Annotated in this window: 11 protein-coding genes and 2 pseudogenes; 9 read left to right on the forward strand and 4 right to left on the reverse strand. The window is 73.2% G+C overall.

Going from position 1 to position 20,628, the window contains the following annotated elements:
* Window positions 1–52 precede the first annotated feature (52 nt).
* The 5 genes and pseudogenes from leuS to IO40_RS39895 all read left to right on the forward strand — a co-directional run.
* The gene (gene leuS, locus IO40_RS0125435) at window positions 53–2,926 is read left to right on the forward strand and encodes a leucine--tRNA ligase (protein ID WP_031176205.1); all 2,874 of its coding nucleotides are present in this window, start codon (window positions 53–55) and stop codon (window positions 2,924–2,926) included.
* Window positions 2,927–3,086: 160 nt separating this feature from the next.
* Complete coding sequence (locus IO40_RS34065; protein ID WP_033229724.1) at window positions 3,087–3,893, forward strand: hypothetical protein; 807 nt, start codon at window positions 3,087–3,089, stop codon at window positions 3,891–3,893.
* 35 nt (window positions 3,894–3,928) lie between these two features.
* Entirely contained in the window at window positions 3,929–4,774 is an 846-nt protein-coding gene (locus IO40_RS0125445; RefSeq protein ID WP_030408514.1) for a DegV family protein, read from the forward strand.
* 897 nt (window positions 4,775–5,671) lie between these two features.
* Window positions 5,672–6,658 carry a ComEA family DNA-binding protein gene (locus IO40_RS34070; RefSeq protein ID WP_016468932.1) on the forward strand — a complete coding sequence of 329 codons (987 nt, stop codon included), beginning with the start codon at window positions 5,672–5,674 and terminating at the stop codon, window positions 6,656–6,658.
* Window positions 6,659–7,716: 1,058 nt separating this feature from the next.
* Window positions 7,717–9,369: pseudogene (locus IO40_RS39895) on the forward strand (ComEC/Rec2 family competence protein); the annotation flags it as partial.
* Between the two features lie 421 nt (window positions 9,370–9,790).
* Here IO40_RS39895 and IO40_RS39030 read toward each other — a convergent pair.
* Complete coding sequence (locus IO40_RS39030; protein WP_030408517.1) at window positions 9,791–10,036, reverse strand: hypothetical protein; 246 nt, start codon at window positions 10,034–10,036, stop codon at window positions 9,791–9,793.
* 212 nt (window positions 10,037–10,248) lie between these two features.
* Between IO40_RS39030 and holA the strand changes: the two are divergent.
* A pseudogene (gene holA / locus IO40_RS39035) lies at window positions 10,249–11,172 on the forward strand (DNA polymerase III subunit delta); the annotation flags it as partial.
* Between the two features lie 429 nt (window positions 11,173–11,601).
* Here holA and rpsT read toward each other — a convergent pair.
* On the reverse strand, window positions 11,602–11,868 hold the full coding sequence (gene rpsT / locus IO40_RS0125470; RefSeq protein WP_016468929.1) for a 30S ribosomal protein S20: 267 nt from the start codon (window positions 11,866–11,868) through the stop codon (window positions 11,602–11,604).
* A 232-nt stretch (window positions 11,869–12,100) separates the two neighbouring features.
* Between rpsT and lepA the strand changes: the two genes are divergently transcribed.
* Entirely contained in the window at window positions 12,101–13,972 is a 1,872-nt protein-coding gene (gene lepA / locus IO40_RS0125475; RefSeq protein ID WP_016468928.1) for a translation elongation factor 4, read from the forward strand.
* A gap of 250 nt (window positions 13,973–14,222) precedes the next feature.
* Window positions 14,223–16,112 carry an AMP-dependent synthetase/ligase gene (locus tag IO40_RS0125480; RefSeq protein ID WP_031176208.1) on the forward strand — a complete coding sequence of 630 codons (1,890 nt, stop codon included), beginning with the start codon at window positions 14,223–14,225 and terminating at the stop codon, window positions 16,110–16,112.
* Between the two features lie 207 nt (window positions 16,113–16,319).
* On the opposite strand, the gene IO40_RS0125485 is transcribed toward IO40_RS0125480, so the two are convergent.
* Window positions 16,320–16,931: a response regulator gene (locus IO40_RS0125485; protein ID WP_016468926.1), complete on the reverse strand. Its 612-nt coding sequence runs from the start codon at window positions 16,929–16,931 to the stop codon at window positions 16,320–16,322.
* Between the two features lie 301 nt (window positions 16,932–17,232).
* Between IO40_RS0125485 and IO40_RS0125490 the strand changes: the two genes are divergently transcribed.
* Window positions 17,233–19,020: a SpoIIE family protein phosphatase gene (locus IO40_RS0125490; RefSeq protein ID WP_016468925.1), complete on the forward strand. Its 1,788-nt coding sequence runs from the start codon at window positions 17,233–17,235 to the stop codon at window positions 19,018–19,020.
* A 94-nt stretch (window positions 19,021–19,114) separates the two neighbouring features.
* Here IO40_RS0125490 and hemW read toward each other — a convergent pair whose 3' ends face one another.
* The gene (gene hemW / locus IO40_RS0125495) at window positions 19,115–20,356 is read right to left on the reverse strand and encodes a radical SAM family heme chaperone HemW (RefSeq protein ID WP_016468924.1); all 1,242 of its coding nucleotides are present in this window, start codon (window positions 20,354–20,356) and stop codon (window positions 19,115–19,117) included.
* Window positions 20,357–20,628: the final 272 nt, after the last annotated feature.

A 20,628-nucleotide genomic window follows, 5' to 3' on the forward strand; every position in this document is an offset into this window, starting at 1 on the left:
TTTTTCATTTCAGGAGCGCTGGGCAGAGACGACCGATGGAGCTTTGAGGACGATGAGCGAGACGACCACCGCCGCCGAGACCGCGGCCCCCCATCGCTACACGGCGGCGCTGGCCGCCGACATCGAGGCACGCTGGCAGGACTTCTGGGAGAAGCAGGGCACCTACGAGGCGCCCAACCCGGGGGACGGTCCGCTGGGCGGTGAGCCGGCCCGGACGGCGCTCCCGAAGAAGTTCATCATGGACATGTTCCCGTACCCGTCGGGTGCGGGGTTGCACGTCGGGCACCCGCTGGGCTACATCGCCACCGACGTCTACGCCCGTTACTCCCGGATGACCGGGCACAACGTGCTGCACACGCTGGGCTTCGACGCGTTCGGCCTGCCCGCCGAGCAGTACGCCGTCCAGACGGGCACCCACCCGCGCGTCTCCACCGAGGCCAACATGGTCCAGATGAAGGCGCAGCTGCGCCGCCTGGGCCTGGGCCACGACCAGCGGCGGTCCTTCGCCACGATCGACCCCGAGTACTACCGCTGGACCCAGTGGATCTTCCTCCAGATCTTCAACTCCTGGTACGACCCCGAGGCGAAAGCGGCCCGCCCCATCGCCGAACTGGTCGAGCAGTTCGCCTCCGGCGCCCGTGAGACCCCCGAGGGCTGGGGGCCGTGGCACGAGCTGAGCGAACGCGAGCGGGCCGACCTGCTGGGCGAGTACCGGCTGGCCTACGCCTCCGACGCCCCGGTCAACTGGAGCCCCGGCCTGGGCACCGTCCTGGCCAACGAGGAGGTGACCGCGGACGGCCGTTCCGAGCGCGGCAACTTCCCCGTCTTCAAGGCCAAGCTGCGCCAGTGGAACATGCGGATCACCGCCTACGCCGACCGGCTGCTGGAGGACCTGGACGAGCTGGACTGGCCCGAGGCCATCAAGCTCCAGCAGCGCAACTGGATCGGCCGCAGCGAGGGCGCCCGTATCGCCTTCCCCCTGGGCGACCAGCACATCGACGTCTTCACCACCCGCCAGGACACCCTCTTCGGTGCCACCTACATGGTGCTGGCCCCCGAGCACCCGCTGGTCGACTCCGTCGTGCCGGACGTCTGGCCCGAGGGCACGCGTGAGGCGTGGACCGGCGGCTACGCGACGCCCGCCGAGGCCGTCGCCGCCTACCGGGCACAGGCGGAGGCCAAGTCCGACGTGGAGCGCCAGGCCGAGGCCAAGGACAAGACCGGTGTCTTCACCGGCGCCTACGCCACCAACCCGGTCAGCCGGGAGAGCGTCCCGGTCTTCATCGCGGACTACGTGCTGATGGGCTACGGCACCGGCGCGATCATGGCGGTCCCGGCGCACGACCAGCGCGACTTCGAGTTCGCGCGCGCCTTCGAGCTGCCGATGCGCTGTGTCGTCGAACCCACCGACGGCCGCGGACTGGACCCGGCCGCCTGGCAGGACGCCTTCAGCTCCTACGACGCGACGCTGGTCAACTCCGCCAACCACGGCATCAGCCTGGACGGCCTGGGCGTGGCCGAGGCCAAGGAGCGGATGCGCCGCTGGCTGGAGGAGCACGAACTGGGCGAGGGCACCGTCAACTACCGGCTGCGCGACTGGCTGTTCAGCCGGCAGCGGTACTGGGGCGAGCCCTTCCCGATCGTCTACGACGAGGACGGCATCGCGCACGCGCTGCCCGAGTCGATGCTGCCCCTGGAGCTGCCGGAGGTCGAGGACTACTCGCCGCGCACCTTCGACCCGGACGACGCCGACACCTCCCCCGAGACCCCGCTGTCCCGCAACGAGGAGTGGGTCAACGTCACCCTGGACCTGGGCGACGGCAAGGGGCCGCGGCGCTTCCGCCGTGAGACCAACACCATGCCCAACTGGGCCGGTTCCTGCTGGTACGAGCTGCGCTACCTGGACCCGCACAACGACGAGCGGCTGGTCGACCCGGAGGCCGAGCGCTACTGGATGGGTCCGCGCGAGGGCATGCCGCACGGCGGTGTGGACCTGTACGTGGGCGGCCAGGAGCACGCCGTGCTGCACCTGCTGTACGCCCGTTTCTGGTCGAAGGTGCTGTACGACCTGGGGCACATCTCGTCCTCCGAGCCGTTCCACCGGCTCTTCAACCAGGGCATGATCCAGGCGTACGTCTACCGGGACGCGCGCGGGATCGCCGTACCGGCCGCCGAGGTGGAGGAGCGCGACGGCGCGTACTACTACCAGGGCGAGAAGGTCAGCCGGCTGCTGGGCAAGATGGGCAAGTCCCTCAAGAACGCGGTCACGCCGGACGAGATCTGCGCGGAGTACGGCGCCGACACCCTGCGCCTCTACGAGATGGCCATGGGCCCGCTGGACGTCTCCCGGCCCTGGGACACCCGAGCGGTCGTCGGACAGTTCCGGCTGCTCCAGCGGCTGTGGCGGAACGTCGTGGACGAGGCGAGTGGCGAGGTCACCGTCGTCGACACCGAGCCGGACGAGGCCACCCTGCGTGCCGTGCACAAGGCGATCGACGGCGTCACCCAGGACATGGCGGGGCTGCGCTTCAACACGGCCATCGCCAAGATCACCGAGCTGAACAACCACGTCACCAAGCTGCGCGAGGTGCCGCGCTCGGTGGCCGAGACGCTGGTGCTGCTGGTCGCCCCGCTGGCCCCGCACATCGCCGAGGAGCTGTGGCGCAGGCTGGGCCACGACGAGACGGTCGTCTACCGGGACTTCCCCGTCGCCGACCCCGCCTACCTGGTGGACGAGACGGTCACCTGCGTCGTGCAGATCAAGGGCAAGGTCAAGGCCAGGCTGGAGGTCTCGCCCTCCGTGTCGGAGGCCGACCTGGAGGCCGCGGCGCTGGCCGAGCCGGCGATCGTCAAGGCGCTGGGCGGCGCCGAGGTGCGCAAGGTGATCGTCCGGGCTCCCAAGCTGGTCAACATCGTGCCGGCCTGAGACCGGAACCGGGCCCTTCCCGGGCCGTGCCGGCCCGGGAAGGGCAGCCCTTACGGGATGTAACGGGGGCGGCTCAGGGTTCACTCGGAACCCTGAGCCGCCCCCGCCCGTTTACGCTGAAACGACAGACGCCGCCAGTAACGGACCCGAGGAGCGACCTGTGGACGTCGGAGTCGTCATCGTGCTGGTGCTCTTGCTGGCTTTCTTCGTCCTCGGCGGTATCGCCACGGTACGTACCGTGCGGGCCGTCAAACGGGGCGTGGAGCGTACGGGCGCGCAGGTGCGGCGCACGGTGGAGGAGACCACCCTCAAGGCGCGCTCGGCGCAGCCCGGGCCGGTCGGCGAGGCGGCGCGGATCCGGCTGGAGCTGCGTTCCTCCATCGACGGCACGCGCGCCGCCCTGGAAGCGGGCGCCTCCGCCGATCCGGGCCTCTCCGAGGCGGTCAGCCTGCTCGACCAGCTCCACGAGCACGCCCGCCGGCTCGACGGCGAACTGCGGCTGCTGATGGAGCGCGAGCCCGACCGCGCGCGGCTCGCCGCCCGGCTGCCCGAGGCCCGCGAGCGGATGCGGCACATCAAGGAGTCCGCCGACGCCCTCCGGTTCGCGGCCCAGGACCGCGCACGCCAGTTCGACGACGAGGAGCTGGCCGAGTTGCGCGGGCGGATCGACATCGAGACGGGCGCACTCCGCCACTGGGTCTCCGAGCCGGCCCCCGGCCAGGCACCCGGTGCCGGCACCCCGGGGGACGGTGCCACGGGGCACTCTTCCGCCTCCTCGTCCTCCTCGTCGCCGTCTTCTTCGTCGTCCTCCTCGCCGTCCTCAGCGTCGTTCTCCCGTCAGCGGCCGGCGCAGCCCGAGCTGGGCCCCTCGGGGCAGCAGCTCGACCCGTCGCTGACCGACCCGACGGCCGACCGACGGCGCTCGGCCCAGCCGTTCGGCAAGCGCCCCCCGCGGAGTGCCTCCTGACCGGCCCCCTTCACCCGCCCGATACCCTCCGTTCCATGCACGGCCGCCTCGCGATCATCACCGACTCCACCGCCTATCTGCCGCCAGAGGCGCTGCGGCGGCACCGGATCGAGGCCGTTCCGCTGACCGTCGTCCTCGGCGACGAGGCGCTGGAGGAGGGCACCGAGATCTCCGCGCGCTCACTGGCCACCGCCCTGCGCGAGCGCCGCCCCGTCACCACCTCGCGGCCCAGCCCGGACATGTTCGCCCGCGCCTACCGGGCCGCCGCCGGCTCCGGCGCCGAGGGGATCGTTTCGCTGCACCTGTCCGCCGAGTTCTCCGGGACGTACGACGCCGCGGCACGGGCCGCCAAGGACGCGCCCGTACCGGTGCGGGTCGTCGACACCGGGGTGGTCGCCATGGCCCTCGGCTTCTGCGCCCTGGCCGCGGCCGAGACGGCCGAGGCGGGCGGCTCCCTGGACGAGGCCGTCTCCGCCGCCACCAAGACCGCCGAACGCACCTCGGCGGTCTTCTACGTGGACACCCTCGACTACCTCCGCCGGGGCGGCCGTATCGGCGCCGCCCAGGCGCTGCTGGGTTCGGCCCTCGCGGTCAAGCCCCTGCTGGAGATCGCGGACGGCCGTATCGGGATGCTGGAGAAGGTCCGCACGGCCTCCCGGGCCATCGCCCGGCTGGAGGAGATCGTCCTGGAGCGGGCGGGGGAGGCGCGGGTGGACATCGCCGTGCACCACCTTGCCGCCGCCGAACGCGCGGACCAGCTCGCCCAGCGGCTCCGCGAACGCGTTCCCGGTCTGCGCGAGCTCCACGTCAGCGAGGTCGGTGCTGTGATCGGCGCCCACACCGGGCCGGGGCTGTTGGGAGCCGTGCTGTCACTCAGGTGAGTGAGCGGGTTTTCCACAACTCGCGGGCTATCCACCGGAATTCAGCAAGATCATTGCACTCGTGCGGGACTGCCTACGGTCCTTTCCATGAGCGAGCGAGTGGAAGCACGTGCGGGTCGTGGGACCGGGGGCCGGGCAGGGCTGGTGGCCGCTGAGGGGGAGAGGGCCGGCCCGGCCCTGTCTCCGTCGGCCCCTCCTTCTTCTCCACTGGGGCCGCCCTCGCGCGACGGGGGAGCGGGAGCCGGGAGCGGTGGGGGAGCGGGCCTCGGCGGCGGTACCTGTCTTCCGGGGGAGGAGGGCGGGGAACGGGACTGGGGCGGTGACGTTGACGGTGACGTGGGGCCGGGGCCCGGGGGCGTAGAGCCCTCGGCCCGGGCCGAGGGCGGGGTCGGGGCCGGAAGAAGGGGGACTCGGCGGCTGCCGTCGCGCCGCCCGCCCCGGGGGCCCAGGGCCAACTCCGGTACGGGGCCCGGCCGCCGGGGAGCGCATCGGCTGCAGCGTCGCACGCGACGAACGGTGCCGGGCCCCGGCACGGCCGCCACGCGCGCCCGATCACTCCTCGCCGAGCCGCCTGCTGATGAGGCCGACGTGCCCCGGCCCACGGCCAGGACCCGGCCCCTTGTCGAACGACCCGTGCCCGATCCGGACACGCCCGCCCCGCCCCGCGCCGAGGCCGTCGCCATGGCACGCGAAGCGGTGCGCCGCAGCCAGGAGCGTGCCCGGCGGGAGCGTACGGCGATGCGGGGACCGTCGCCGCTGCCGGGTACGCCCAGCGCGGCAGTCCTGTTGCGGGGCGATCCCGCGCCGGCACCGGACGGTGCCGAACCGCTCCGGGGATCAGGGTCCTTGAGCAGCCCTGTGCAGGCTCCTCCATGGCCTGCGGGGAAGCACGGTGCCATGGCCGGGCCTGGGGACGAGGAGGAGCAGGGCGCACGGCCGGCCGAGGATGAGCCCCGCCCGGTGGAGATCCGGGTGGCGGCTCCGCACCGGAGCGCGTCGAATGGTGACGGCGGGGATGCCGACGGCGCCTTGGCGGGCCGCCTGGGTGAGCGCTTCTTCGCGGAGCGACCCGAGGAGAAGGGGAAGGCCGGGGAGGACGAGGAACGGTCACGGCTTCCGCTGCGTGAGCGGTGGTCCCTGGCGCTGGAGGACCGGCTGCCGCTCTGGCTGCGGCTGCGGTGCGGGATCGAGCCCAAGACGCTGATCGCGGTCGTCCTGGTGCTGCTGGTCGGGATCGGTTTCGCGGTGCACCACTTCTGGACGGGGCGGCCCCAGGGTGTCGCCGTGCCGAGTACGCCGCGAGCCGCGCCCGGGGAGGGCGCGACCCGGCAGCCCGGTCCGGACGGCTCCCCAGTGCCTGTGCCCGGTGGAGCCCCCGCCCCCGGAGGCCCGGGCGGCCCCGGAGCTGCGGGAGGGGCCTCGCCCGGCAAACGCCTCGTGGTGGACGTCTCGGGGAAAGTGCGCGAGCCCGGCATCCACCGGCTGCCGGCCGGCTCCCGGGTGACCGATGCCATCGAGGCGGCGGGCGGTCTCCGCAAGGGCGCCGACACCGAGGGCCTCAACCAGGCGCGGCTGCTCGTGGACGGCGAACAGATCGTGGTGGGGGAACCGGGGAAGGCAGGGGCTGCCGCGGCACCCGCACCGGGGGCCGCCGCAGGGCCCGCGGCCGGCGGCGCAGGTGGTGCGCCGGGTACTCCCATCAGCCTCAGTTCGGCCACCCCGGAACAGTTGGAGACCCTGCCGGGGGTCGGCCCGGTGCTGGCCCAGCACATCGTGGACTACCGCACCCAGCACGGTGGATTCACCTCGGTCGATCAGCTCAAGGATGTCGACGGCATCGGCGACAAACGGTTCGCCGACATCAAACCGATGGTGACGCCGTGAGCCGCCGGCAGCTCTCCGGCCCGGACGTCCGGCGGCCGTCCGCCGATGCACACACCCGGGCTTCGGGCAGCGCGCCGACCGGCGAACGCGGCCCGGGCGCCGGAGGAGGGACCACCCCGTGTGGCGAGCTCCCACCCGGGGAGTCCGCGGACCATGGGCCAGGGAAGGAGGAACCGCAGGATCTGCGGCTGGTCGTACCGGCGCTCGCGGCCTGGGCCGCCGCAGCCCTGGCCCTGGGCGCCTCGGGCACGCGGGCGGCGATGGGCACCGCCGTATGCGCTCTCGCCGGACTGCTTCTGCTGGGCGCGGCGTTCGTGAGGATGAGCCGGGACGACACTGGGGCGACGGCTGCGGCTGCTGGGACGGCTGCGGCGGCTCCAGCGGTTTCGGCTGCCCCGGAGGCGCCAGTTGTCCCGGTGGTGCGGGGAGGGCAGCCCGGATCGTCCAGCGGGCCGGGAGCGGTGTCCGACTCCTCCGGTCCGGCCCCGCCAGCGGCGGCGGCGCAAGGGCAGGGGGCACCGTCGGCAGCGGCGCCGCCACCGGCACCGTCCGCAGCCCCGCGAGCCGCGCGCAACGCGACCCGGCGAACAGGCCTCCTGGGCGACCGGAGGCTGCTGGCAGGTGCTGCGGTCAGCCTGCTGTGCGCGGCGGCTGCAGGCGGCACCGCCGCCCTGCATGCGGCGGATCTGCACAGGGGGCCGTTGCCCGAGCTGGCGCAGCGCCGGGCGGCGGCGACGGTGGAGGTGACCGTGCAAGAGGACCCGCGTGCGCTCAGGCCGCGGGTGCGGGGAGCACAGCAGTCGTCGGGGCTGATCATGGTGCGCGCCCAGGCGGACACCCTCACGGATGCGGGCGGTGTCCGCACCCGGGTGCGGACACCGGTGCTGCTGCTGGTCAGGACGGACGGGGCCACCGCGCGTACGCGCACGGCGTGGCTGCGGCTGCTGCCTTCCACGCGGTTGCGGATGCGGGCGGAAATGATGCCCCCCGCCGGTGACAGGCCGGGCGGCCAGGACGTGGCGGCGGTACTGCGCGCGGGCCCGGGGCCGCCCGAGGTGATGGCCGGACCGACTGCGGTGCAGCGGGCGGCGGGAGAGCTGCGGGCGGGGCTGCGCAAGGCGAGCGATGGCCTGGGGGAGGACGCGCGAGGGCTGCTGCCGGGATTGGTGGTCGGGGACACCTCACGGCTGAGCCCGGAGCTGGACGAGGCCTTCCGCGCCACCGACATGACGCATTTGACGGCTGTGAGCGGGGCCAACCTCTCGATCCTGCTGGTGCTGCTCATCGGTCCGCCGGGGATCGCGCACCTGGCGGAGCGGCGGGGGCTGGCGCCCCGGCTCGGTCTGCCGTTGCGTACCACGGCGGTGGTGGCGGCCTTGCTGACGCTGGGTTTCGTGGTGGTGTGCCGCCCGGAGCCGAGCGTGCTGAGGGCGGCGGCGTGCGGGCTGATCACCGTCTGGGCGATCGGTACCGGGCGGCGGCGGTCGCTGCTGCCCGCGCTCGCCGCCGCGGTGCTGGCGCTGCTCTTCTACGACCCCTGGCTGGCTCGGGACTTCGGCTTCCTGCTCTCCGTGCTGGCCACCGGCTCCCTGCTGACGCTGGCGCCTCGCTGGTCGGCGGGGCTGCGGCGCAGAGGGTGCCCGGGGCGGTTGGCGGAGGCGCTGGCAGCCGCGGCTGCGGCACAGACGGTGTGTGCGCCGGTGGTCGTCGTGCTGGCCGCGCACGTGAGCCTGGTGGCGGTGCCGTGCAATCTGCTGGCGGAGTTCGCCGTCGCACCGGCCACGGTGCTCGGGTTCGCGGCGCTGGTGGCGGCGCCGTTCGGGATGCCGGTGGCGAAAGGGTGCGCGTGGCTGGCGGGCTGGCCCGTGGAGGCCATCGCGGAGATCGCGCGGACGGGTGCGTCACTGCCCGGTGCGGAGATGAGCTGGCCCGGTTCGTGGGCGGGGGCGCTGGGGCTTGCGGTGGTGTCGGTCGTGCTGTGGCTGGTCGTGGTCCGGTTGCGGTTGCCGGGCAGGCCGTGGCTGTGTGCCGTTGGCGCGCTCGCACTGCTGGTGGCGCTGGTGCGGCCGGCGCCTCTGGTGCGGCCGTTCACGGGATGGCCGCCGGTGGGCTGGCGGGTGGTGGCCTGCGACGTGGGGCAGGGGGACGCCCTGGTGCTCGCGGCGGACGCGGGGCGCGGCGGCGGGGGCGGTGCCGTGGTGGTGGACGCCGGCCCGGAGCCCCGCGCCGTGGACAGGTGCCTGCGCGGGCTGGGTGTGCGGTCGGTGCCGCTGGTGGTGCTCACCCATTTCCACGCCGACCATGTGGCGGGGCTGCCAGGTGTGCTGCGGGGGCGGAGAGTGGGGGAGATCCGGACGACGGGGCTGGCGCAGCCGGCGGACCAGGCCGCGTTCGTGCGCAGGACGGCGCGGGAGGCCGGGGTACCGGTGACCGCCGCGTACGCCGGGGAGCGGGGCCGGAACGGGGATCTGCGCTGGGAGGTCGTATGGCCCCTGCCACCGTCCGGCACCGTCGGGGGGAACGGCGCCCCGGGCGGCAGCGCGGCCGGAAACGTGGGCGGGACAGGGAGTGCCGGCTGGGGCGGTGGGTCGGAGGAGGGCGGGGCGGGGGCCAACGATGCGAGCGTCACCCTGCTCGTCCGCACGGGAGGGCTGAGCGTGTTCCTGCCGGGTGACCTCGAACCTGACGCGCAGCAGGCCCTGTTGGCCCAGCGCCCCGATCTGCCCCGGGTCGATGTGCTGAAGGTCGCCCATCACGGGTCCCGGTTCCAGGACCCGGAGCTGCTGCGGCGTCTGCGGCCCCGGGTGGCGCTCGTCTCGGCCGGGTCGGACAACCCCTACGGGCATCCGGCCCGCGAGACGCTGGGGACGCTGGCCGCGGCCGGGGTGCTGGTCGCGCGTACGGACCGGCACGGGGAGCTGGCACTCGTGGACAGGCCCGACGGGACGCCCGCCGTGGTGACGCGGCGTGGCAGTCCGGGGGCGGACGACGGCGCCCCGATGCCGCCTGTCCCCGCTTCCGGGCAGGGGGCCGGGGCGCCGGAACGGGCCGGGCGGACCCGTCGCCGTTCCCTTCCGTCCTGTGGCGGCCCGGCATCCGCGGCGGGTGGCCGCCGGCCGGGCGGGGGCGGGGTCAGTCGCGCTCCAGCCAGCCTTCGTGTGCGGCGGCGAGGGAGTCGAGCAGGGCGGGGTCGTGGAGGCCGTCGGGATCTTCGAGCACCACCAGCCACTGGGCGTCCTCGGCGTCGTCCTCGCCGGCCAGCGCGTCCCGCACGAGCTCCGGCTCTTCGCTCAGATCCAGGCGCGCCTCCAGTTCGGCGGCCACTTCCTCGGCCGCGTCCCGGTCGGGCAGCACCAGTACATGCCGTACGTCGCTCACCTCGGCATTGTCCCAGTGACGGGTGGCGCGGTGTGCGCGGGCCGGTCCCGGGGCTGCCGTGCGGACCGGTCCCGGGGGCCGCCCGCGGACCGGTGCCGGGGAGAGGGCGGGGCAGGGTGTCGGCGGGGCGTGGGATGCTGTTCGCGATGGCTGGTAAGCGGAAGAAGACCTCGGACGATCCCCTCGCCCCCGTGACCGTGGCGGTGGGCCAGGAGGAGCTGCTCGTCGAACGGGCCGTGCGTGTGGTGATCGACGCGGCGCGCGCCGCAGACGCGGACACGGACGTGCGGGATCTGGCGCCCGGCGATCTCCAACCGGGCACTCTCGCCGAGCTGACCAGCCCCTCGCTGTTCGCGGAGCGGAAGGTCGTCGTGGTGCGGGCGGCGCAGGATCTCGCGGCGGACACCGTCAAGGACGTGAAGGCGTATCTGGCGGCGCCCGTCGAGGAGATCACCCTCGTCCTCGTCCACGCGGGCGGGGCCAAGGGCAAGGGACTGCTCGACGCCGCGCGCAAGGCGGGGGCGCGTGAGGTCGAATGCCCGAAGATGACCAAGCCCGCCGACCGGCTGGCCTTCGTCCGGGGAGAGTTCCGGACGCTGGGGCGGTCGGCGACGGCCGAGGCGTGCCAGGCACTGGTCGACGCGATCGGCAGTGATCTGCGGGAGCTGGCCTCGGCGTGTGCGCAGCTGACCGCCGACGTCGAGGGCACGATCGACGAGGCCGTGGTCGGGCGCTACTACACGGGCAGGGCGGAGGCGTCCAGCTTCACGGTCGCCGACCGGGCGGTCGAGGGGAAGGCCGCCGAGGCACTGGAGACGCTGCGCTGGGCCGTGGCCACGGGAGTGGCACCGGTACTGATCACCAGCGCACTGGCCCAGGGCGTGCGGGCGATCGGCAAGCTGGCGGGGGCGCCGCGTGGTGCGCGGCCGGGCGATCTCGCCCGTGAGCTGGGCATGCCTCCGTGGAAGATCGACCGGGTGCGGCAGCAGATGCGGGGCTGGACGCCGGACGGTGTGGCCACCGCGTTGCGCGCCGTCGCCGAGGCGGACGCCGCGGTCAAGGGAGCCGGCAGCGATCCGGAGTACGCGCTGGAGAAAGCGGTCGTCACCATCGCGAACGCAGCCCGCGCCCGCTGACCAGCCACCTGGCGGGGCAGGCCCTGGGTCAAGGGACGGGGCCCGCCGCCCATGGTGCACCTGACGCTCCCCGGCGCCGCCCCCGCAAGCGGCGGCAGCCCTCACCACCACGCCGCCGCGTAGCTGTCGAGCCCGTCGAGCGCGACCGTCGCCTCCCAGACGCCGGGCCCGCCCCGCCGCGCGCAACGGCACTCGACGCACGCGCCCCAACGCTTCCGGCAACGCCGAAGGCCCCGCGACCCTGGGGAAGGGGTCGGGCGGGGCCTTCGGTTCCGTGCTGTGTGGTGCGCCGCACCCGCGTGGCGAACGCAGGCCGCGTGCGGCGCGGAGTGGTGAGGTCTCAAGCGGTGGCTCGGGCGTACGGCGGATGAGAGAGGGCCCGCCTCATGGTGCCGGAGCCGGTCGTGGACCCGTCGGGCTGTGCGGAGGTCAGCCCTGGATGGAGGCGACGTGCTTGGCCAGCGCGGCCTTCTTGTTGGCGGCGTTGTTCTTGTGCAGCACGCCCTTGCTGACGGCCTTGTCCAGCTTGCGGGCGGCGTTACGCTGGGCCTCGGTGGCCTTGGCGGCGTCGCCGGCGGCCACGGCCTCGCGGGTGCGACGGATCGCGGTCTTCAGCTCGGACTTGACGGCCTTGTTGCGCTGCCGCGCCTTCTCGTTGGTCTTGTTCCGCTTGATCTGGGACTTGATGTTCGCCACGAAAGAGCCTTTGCGGTTCGGAGTTTCACACACAGGTGCCGACGGGCACCGCATCAGTGCCATAAGGCACAGTCGCCCAGGCTACCAGCCGGGTGCGGGCCCCTCCCAATCCGGTCGGTCCCCCGTGCGCATGGGACCATGGTGTGCGACACACCCTCTCACGGCGGCGCCGTCCGGCGCCCCGTGGACGTAGCCCCGAGAACCCGACAGGCCAGAACCGACAGGACACTGCGTGCCCGCGACCCCAACGAACGCGCCGGAGCCGAGCCGTACCGACCCGGCGCTGATCCGTAACTTCTGCATCATCGCGCACATCGATCACGGCAAGTCCACGCTTGCCGACCGGATGCTCCAGCTGACCGGCGTCGTGGACAAGAGGCAGATGCGCGCGCAGTACCTCGACCGCATGGACATCGAGCGCGAGCGGGGCATCACGATCAAGTCCCAGGCCGTGCGGATGCCCTGGGCGCCCACGGACGATCCGGGCACCCCGCACATCCTCAACATGATCGACACCCCCGGCCACGTGGACTTCACCTATGAGGTCTCGCGTTCGCTGGCCGCCTGTGAGGGGTGCATCCTGCTGGTCGACGCCGCCCAGGGCATCGAGGCGCAGACCCTCGCCAATCTGTATCTGGCGATGGAGCACGACCTGACGATCATCCCGGTGCTCAACAAGATCGACCTGCCCGCGGCCCAGCCGGACAAGTTCGCGGCGGAGCTGGCGCACCTCATCGGCTGTGAGCCGGGGGACGTGCTGCGGGTGTCGGCGAAGACGGGCGAGGGCGTCGAGGAGCTGCTGGACGAGGTGGTGCGCCAGGTCACTCCGCCCACGGGTGTGGCGGATGCCCCGGCGCGCGCGATGATCTTCGACTCGGTGTACGACGCGTACCGCGGTGTGGTCACCTACATCAAGGTCGTCGACGGCAGGCTCGGCAAGCGTGAGCGGATCCGGATGATGTCCACGGGCGCCACGCACGAGCTGCTGGAGATCGGTGCGAACTCGCCCGAGATGACGCCGGCCGACGGGCTGAGCGTCGGCGAGGTCGGCTATCTGATCACCGGCGTGAAGGATGTGCGCCAGTCGAAGGTGGGTGACACGGTCACCCAGCAGTCCGCCGGGGCGAGTGATCCGCTGCCCGGTTACAAGGACCCGAAGCCGATGGTGTTCTCCGGGCTGTATCCGCTGGACGGCTCGGACTATCCGGAGCTGCGGGACGCGCTGGACAAGCTGCTGCTCAATGATGCCGCCCTCACGTACGAGCCGGAGACCTCGGCGGCGCTCGGTTTCGGTTTCCGGGTGGGCTTCCTGGGGCTGCTGCACCTGGAGGTGATCCGGGAGCGGCTGGAGCGCGAGTTCGGGCTGGACCTGATCGCCACGGCGCCGAACGTGGTGTACCGCGTGGAGATGGAGGACGGCACCGAGCATGTGGTGACCAACCCCAGTGAATTCCCCACCGGGAAGATCGCCACGGTGCACGAGCCGGTGGTACGGGCCACACTGATCGCGCCCAGCGAGTTCATCGGCGCGATCATGGAGCTGTGCCAGTCGCGGCGCGGCAGCCTCCAGGGCATGGACTATCTGTCCGAGGACCGGGTGGAGCTGCGCTACACGCTGCCGCTGGCGGAGATCGTCTTCGACTTCTTCGACGCGCTGAAGTCCCGTACCCGGGGTTACGCCTCGCTCGACTACGAGCCGACGGGCGAGCAGGCGGCCGACCTGGTGAAGGTGGACATCCTCCTCCAGGGCGACAAGGTGGACGCGTTCTCGGCGATCGTCCACAAGGACAAGGCGTACTCCTACGGCACCCGGATGGCCAACAAGCTGCGTGAGCTGATCCCGCGGCAGCAGTTCGAGGTGCCCATCCAGGCGGCCGTCGGCGCGCGGGTCATCGCGCGCGAGACGATCCGCGCCATCCGCAAGGACGTGCTCGCCAAGTGCTACGGCGGTGACATCTCCCGGAAGCGGAAGCTGCTGGAGAAGCAGAAGGAGGGCAAGAAGCGGATGAAGGTCGTCGGCCGGGTGGAGGTGCCGCAGGAGGCGTTCATCGCGGCGCTGTCCACCGACGACGGCGGCGGCGAGGGCGGCAAGGGCAAGAAGTAGCCGTTCCCGGGCGGGAGGGCGGTGTCACGCTCCGTTCCCGGCATGTTCCGCGCAGCAGCCCCCTTACGTAAGGGGGCTGCTGCCTTTAGTCTGATCACTGCTCAGTAGTTACTCGTGAGTCATAAGCGCGGGCCGCGCCTGCCGGACGCGGCGCGCACATGGCCGAGCGCGGCGCACGGCGGATCGCAGGACGCACGGCCGCGCGGCGTGCAGGACGCAGAACGCAAGGATGCGGGCCCCGGAGGATGGCGTGAGCGACACACAGTCCCTGATCGACAACCGGCCGCCTTCCGTGGCGACCCTCTTCCTGGAGCGGGTCGAGGCCACCCCCGACGCGGAGGCCTACCGATACCCGGTCATCCGGCCGGGGGGCGGCGAGGGCCCGGACAAGTGGCGCTCCTACAGCTGGCGCGAGGCCGCGGAGCGGGTCTTCTCGATCGCGGCGGGGCTGATGGACCTGGGGATCCGCTCGGAGGAGCGGGTCGCCATCGCCTCCGGCACGCGGATCGAGTGGATCCTCGCGGACCTGGGGATCCTGTGCGCGGGCGCGGCCACCACGACCGTCTACCCGAGCACCAACGCCTCCGAGACGGCCTACATCCTGGCCGACTCCGGCAGCAGGGTGCTGATCGCCGAGGACGCCTCGCAGCTGGCCAAGGTCCGCGCCCACCGGGACGAACTGCCCGAGCTGGCGCATGTGGTGCTGCTCGACGGGGAGCCCGGGGCCGAGGACACCGAGGACGGCTGGGTGCTCGGTTTCGCGGAGCTGGAGCGCCGGGGCGCCGCCTACCGCGAGAAGCACCCGGACGCGATCGCCGAGACGGTGCGCGGCCTGCGCGCGGACCAGCTGGCCACCCTCATCTACACCTCCGGCACGACGGGCCGGCCCAAGGGCGTCCGGCTGGCGCAGGACGCCTGGTCCTACATGGCCAAGGCGGTGCCGCTCTCCGGTCTGCTGAACGCCGACGACGTGCAGTACCTGTGGCTGCCGCTGGCGCACGTCTTCGGCAAGATGCTGATCTCGGTGCAGATCGACTCGGGGCACGTCGTGGCGGTGGACGGCCGCGTCGACAAGATCATCGACAATCTGCCGGTGGTCCAGCCGACGAAGATGTGCGCGGTGCCGCGGATCTTCGAGAAGGTCTACAACGGAGTGGCGCAGAAGGCGCGGGCCGGCGGCCCGGCCAAGTACAAGATCTTCCTGTGGGCCGCCGAGGTGGCCCGCGAGTACGCCAGGACGGCGCAGGACAACCAGCGCCGGACGGGAGTGGCCGACGTCCCCGCCGGGCTGCGGGTCAAGCACGCCATCGCCGACCGGCTCGTCTACAGCAAGCTGCGCGAGGCGTTCGGCGGCCGGATGGTCGGCTGTGTCTCGGGTTCGGCCGCGCTCGCCCCGGAACTGGGCTACTTCTTCGCGGGCGCGGGCATCCCCGTGCTGGAGGGGTACGGCCTCACCGAGTCGTCCGCGGCCAGTTTCTGCAACCGCAGCGACAACTTCCGCACCGGTACGGTCGGCAAGCCCTTCCCGGGCACCGAGGTGCGGATCGCCGACGACGGCGAGATCCTGCTGCGCGGCCCCGGCATCATGCAGGGCTACCACGGGCTCCCGGACAAGACCGCGGAGGTGCTGGAGGAGGACGGCTGGTTCCACACCGGCGACATCGGCGAGCTGTCCGACGACGGATACCTGCGCATCACCGACCGCAAGAAGGACCTCATCAAGACCTCGGGCGGCAAGTACATCGCGCCGGCCGAGGTGGAGGGCCGCTTCAAGGCGCTCTGCCCGTACGTCTCCAACATCCTGGTGCACGGCGCGGGCCGGAACTTCTGCACCGCGCTGATCGCCCTCGACGAGCCGGCCGTGACGGGCTGGGCGGCGCAGCAGGAGGACCTCAAGGGGAAGCCGTACGCGGAGATCGTCGCATCGCCGCAGGTGCGGGCGCTGGTGGAGGGCTACGTCGAGGAGCTGAACCAGGGCCTCCAGCGCTGGCAGACGATCAAGAAGTTCCGCATCCTGCCGCGTGACCTGGACATCGAGCACGGCGAGCTGACGCCCAGCCTGAAGATGAAACGGCCGGTGGTGGAGAAGAAGTTCGGCGACCTGATCGAGGAGATGTACGAGGGGACGCGCGAGCGCTGACCCCGCGCGCCCTCGCCCGCACCCGGCGCCTCTCCGTCCGGCCCTGCCCTCGCCCGCGTCGGGCGCCCTCCCGTCCGGCGCCCCCCGCCCCACCAGCCGGCTCGCGTCCGGTCGCCCTCCGGCTTGTGTCCGGTCGCCCTCCGGCTCGTGTCCGGTCGCGCTCCCACCCCGCGTCCCGTCGCCCGTCCGGCGCGGGGCGCGGGCCGTTCAGACGCCGCGCAGACCGTCCAGCGCGTCGGCCAGCGAGGCCACGTCACGGGCGAGCCGGGCGGCGTCGGTGCCGCCGTCGGCCGCCAGTGTGCTCTCCACCACCTCCAGGCGGCGCGCGAAGTCGTCGAGCCGGTACCGCTCCTCCTCCAACTGGTGCAGCCGGCGGCTCTTGCGGTGCAGGTCGAGGAAGACGGTCGCCTTGGTGCGCAGCACCCACGGGTCGAACGGTTTGGCCAGATAGTCCACCACGCCGGTCGCATAGCCGCGGAAGGCCAGCTTGCCCGCAGGCGCCTGCTGGTCGCCGGTGAGGAAGACGACCGGCACGTCCCTGGTCCGCTCGCGGTGCTTGATGCGCCGTGCCGTCTCGAAACCGTCCATGCCCGGCATGGCCACATCCAGCAGGACGAGGGCGATGTCGTGCCGCTCCAGTGCCGCCATGGCCTCCTCGCCGGATCTGGCGCTCACGAGCGGCACCTGGAGGCCGGCCAGTACCGCCTCCAGTGCGACGAGGTTGTCCTCCATGTCGTCCACGAGCAGGATTCCGGCGTCGTGCGCGGCGGCGCCGGACAGTGGTGCGGTGCTGGTACGCCCTGTGGGTCCCGTACTCATCGTCCCCGTTGACTTCCGCTTTCGCTCTGTTGGTTGATTCTCGAAGTGGTCAGGAAATCGTGCACGGTACCCGGCGGCGGCGCCGTGTCAACCGCCGGGGTGCCCCGGCGGCCCGGGCGGCTGCCGGACGGGTAAGGCCGGGGGCCGGGACCGACCGGGTCGGCGGGGAAAGCCGGGGAGAATTCCGGCCACAGTTTTTGTGACACCACGCGTATGTGCCTGCCCTTTCTGTCACCCTTGCTCTACCGTCGCTCCACCGCGCCGAGCGGCGCGCAGGCAACAGCGGGGAGGCGGGGGCGTCATGGGACACGGGGACACGCACACGGTGGACGGTGACGGGGGCGGGGGCGGGGGACACTGCGGACTGGCGCACGTCGTGCGGACGGAACTGCCGGGCAACGCACTCGCCGCGGCGGCGGCCAGGGGTTTCGCCCGCGCTGCGCTCGACGAGTGGGGGGCCTCGGCGGGGTCGGCGGCCGACGCCGTCCTGCTGATCAGCGAACTGGTCACCAACGCGGTGGTGCACGCGGGCACTTCCGTCGAGCTGGAGTGCCGGTTCGGCGCCGGCGTCGTCTACGCCCAGGTCGCCGACCGGCACCCGGCAAGGCGGGTCGCCGCGCGAGGCGAGGACGGCCACGGATACGGCTTACGGCTCGTCGGCGCGCTCGCGAAGGAGTGGGGCATCAACTACCGGCGGGACCGCAAGGCCGTCTGGTTCCAGCTCGCTCCCGCCCCCGACGACGAGGGTCTCCCGGACCCGCTGGAGGCCCGGCCCTCCGACGAACGGCCCGCACATCCCGCAACGTCCCCCGCCCTCCGCCCCGGCGCCGCCCCCGGTGCCGACGCCGGCCGGGAGTGGACGGACAACGGGGCGCTCTCCTTCCTCGCCGAGGCGTCCGACCTGCTGGCCGGGCACACCGACGAGGACAAGGTCGCCTCCCTGGCCGGTCAGCTGGTGGTGCCGCGCTTCGCCGACTGGTGCGCCGTGTGGCTGCGTGACGACGACCGCTCCCGGCTGCCGCGGCTCGCCCGGGTCTGGCACGCCCACGAGAGCCGCATCGAGGAACTGCGCGCCGCTCTCCTCCAGTTCCCGCCGCCCACGGCGCCGCGCACCCTGCCGGGCCGGGCCGTCGCCTGTCCGTGGCCGTCGGCCGGTGCGGCACGTGACGGCAGGACTCCGGGCGCCGCGGTCCGCTGCGACCTGGTCGTCGGCGGGCGCTCGGTCGGCACGCTGATGATCGGCCGCGCCGGGCTGGCACGGCTGCCCGACGAAGTGCTCGGCCTCATCGAGGACTTCGCCCGCCGGGTGGCGCTCGCGGTGCTCTCCGCCCGCCGCTACGCCCTCCAGGCCAACATCAGCCGCATCCTCCAGCGCGGTCTGCTGCCCCGCGAGGAGGTGGCGGTGCCCGGCCTGGACACCGCACTGGTCTACGAGCCGGCCGGTGAAGGCACCTGGGCGGGCGGCGACTTCTACGACCTGCTGCGCCTGCCCGACGGGCGCTGGCGGTTCGCCCTCGGCGACGTGTGCGGCAGCGGTCCCGAGGCCGCCGTCGTCACCGGGCTGGCCCGGCCCGTGCTGCGGCTCCTCGCCCGGGAGGGCTACTCGGTCCCCGAGACCCTCGACCGGCTCAACCGCGAGGTGGGCGAGCAGGCCCGTTTCCTGTCCGTCGTCTACGGCGAACTCGCCTTCCGGGACGGCCTGGTGGACTGCACCCTCACCTGCGCCGGACACCCGCTGCCGCTGGTTCGGGACGCCTCCGGCACCGTCCGCCCGGCTGCCCGGCCGCAGCTCCTGCTCGGGGTCGAGCAGGAGACGGCGTACGAAAGCCAGTCGTGCACGCTGCACCCCGGGGACACCCTGCTGTGCGTCACCGACGGTGTCACCGAGCGCCGCCGCGGCCGGCAGCTCTTCGACGACGGCGACGGACTGGCCGCACTCTTCGCCGACTGCGCCGGTCTGGACGCCACGGGCACGGCCGAGCGGCTGCGGCGGGCCGTCTACGCGTTCGCGCCCGACCTTCCGGCCGACGACCTGGCCATGCTCGTCCTGCGCTCACCAGCTCCCGACGAAGCCCCGGCGTCCGGCTGACCGCCCGACCGTGCCCGGGCATCCGCGTCCGGTCGCCGCCGGCTCGTGCCCGGCATCCGCATCCCGTCCGCCGGCTCGTGTCCCGGTGTCCGCGTCAGTCCACCAGGTCGCGCACCACGGCGTCCGCCAGCAGCCGGCCGCGCAGGGTGAGGCGGGCCCGGCCCCGCTCGTAGGCGTCCGGTTCCAGCAGTCCGTCGTCGCGGGCCCGCTCGGCGGCCTTCGCGCCCTGCGGGGCCAGCAGGTCGAGCGGGCAGCCCTCCCGCAGCCGCAGCTCCAGCAGGATCCGTTCGATGCGCTGGTCCTCCGCCGAGAGCACCTCACGGCCCGCGCCGGGGGAGCGGCCCTCGGCGAGGGCGCGCGCATAGGCGGCCGGATGCTTGACGTTCCACCAGCGGACGCCGCCCACGTGGCTGTGCGCGCCCGGGCCGGCGCCCCACCAGTCGGCGCCCGTCCAGTACAGCTCGTTGTGGCGGCACCGGGCGGCCGTGTCGCCGGCCACCGCCCAGTTGGAGACCTCGTACCACTCCAGTCCCGCGGCGCTCAGCCGTTCCTCCGCGATCAGGTAGCGGTCGGCGTGCACGTCGTCGTCGGTCATCGGCACCTCGCCCCGCCGGATGCGTCGGGCCAGCCGGGTGCCCTCCTCCACGATCAGGGCGTACGCCGAGATGTGATCGGGGCCGGCGCCCAGGGCCGCCTCCAGGGAAGCCCGCCAGTCGTCGTCCGACTCGCCCGGCGTGCCGTAGATCAGGTCGAGGTTCACGTGCCGGAACCCCGCCGCACGGGCCAGGGCCACGCATTCCTCGGGGCGCCCCGGGGTGTGCGTGCGCTCCAGTATCCGCAGGACGTGTGCGCGGGCGCTCTGCATGCCGAACGAGATCCGGTTGAAGCCCGCCTCCCGCAGCTCGGCCAGGTACGCCGCGTCCACGGACTCCGGGTTCGCCTCGGTGGTCACCTCGGCGTCGTCGGCGAGGCCGAACTCCTCCCGGACGGCCGCCAGCATGCGGCCCAGGTCGGCGGCGGGCAGCAGGGTGGGCGTGCCGCCGCCGACGAAGACCGTCTCGACGGGGCGCGGATCGTCCCCCAGCACCTTGCGGGCCAGCCGGATCTCCTCGACCAGCGTGCCGGCGTAGGTGTCCCGCGAGGCGAGGACACCGTCGCTGCCGCCGCCCAGCTCGGTGGCGGTGTAGGTGTTGAAGTCGCAGTAGCCGCAGCGGGTGGCGCAGTAGGGGACGTGCAGATACATCCCGAGGGGGCGCCGGTCGCTGCCGGCCAGGGCGTGCGGGGGGAGCGAGCCGTCGCTGGGCACGGGCTCGCCATCGGGCAGTGCGGAGGGCATTCGTCCATTGTCCCCGCTCGCGCGGAAAACCCCGCGCGAGCGGGCGGTGGCCCGGCAGACAGGTCTGCCGGGCCACCGCCCTCCCCTGGGCCGTCCCCCGTTGCGGCGGCCCCAGGTCGTCCCCCGTGGTGCGGACGGTCGGGTCCGTCCGTTTCCCCGTTGTGCGGACGGTCGGGTCCGCCTGTTCCCCCGTGATGTGGACGGTTCAGCCCGTCCGTTCCCCCGTGGTGCGGCCTGCCGGGCCCGTCCCCCTGTTCGGCCCGGTCGGCCAT

The sequence above is a fragment of the Streptomyces albus subsp. albus genome (assembly GCF_000725885.1).
GTDB lineage: Bacteria > Actinomycetota > Actinomycetes > Streptomycetales > Streptomycetaceae > Streptomyces > Streptomyces albus.

Bases quoted from the DNA above. Each gene is read 5' to 3' on its own strand.
- leuS (WP_031176205.1), top strand. From the start codon at position 53: ATGAGCGAGACGACCACCGCCGCCGAGACCGCGGCCCCCCATCGCTAC.
- IO40_RS0125445 (WP_030408514.1), top strand. From the start codon at position 3,929: ATGCACGGCCGCCTCGCGATCATCACCGACTCCACCGCCTATCTGCCG.
- IO40_RS34070 (WP_016468932.1), top strand. From the start codon at position 5,672: ATGGCCGGGCCTGGGGACGAGGAGGAGCAGGGCGCACGGCCGGCCGAG.
- IO40_RS0125485 (WP_016468926.1), bottom strand. From the start codon at position 16,931: ATGAGTACGGGACCCACAGGGCGTACCAGCACCGCACCACTGTCCGGC.
- IO40_RS0125490 (WP_016468925.1), top strand. From the start codon at position 17,233: ATGGGACACGGGGACACGCACACGGTGGACGGTGACGGGGGCGGGGGC.
- hemW (WP_016468924.1), bottom strand. From the start codon at position 20,356: ATGCCCTCCGCACTGCCCGATGGCGAGCCCGTGCCCAGCGACGGCTCG.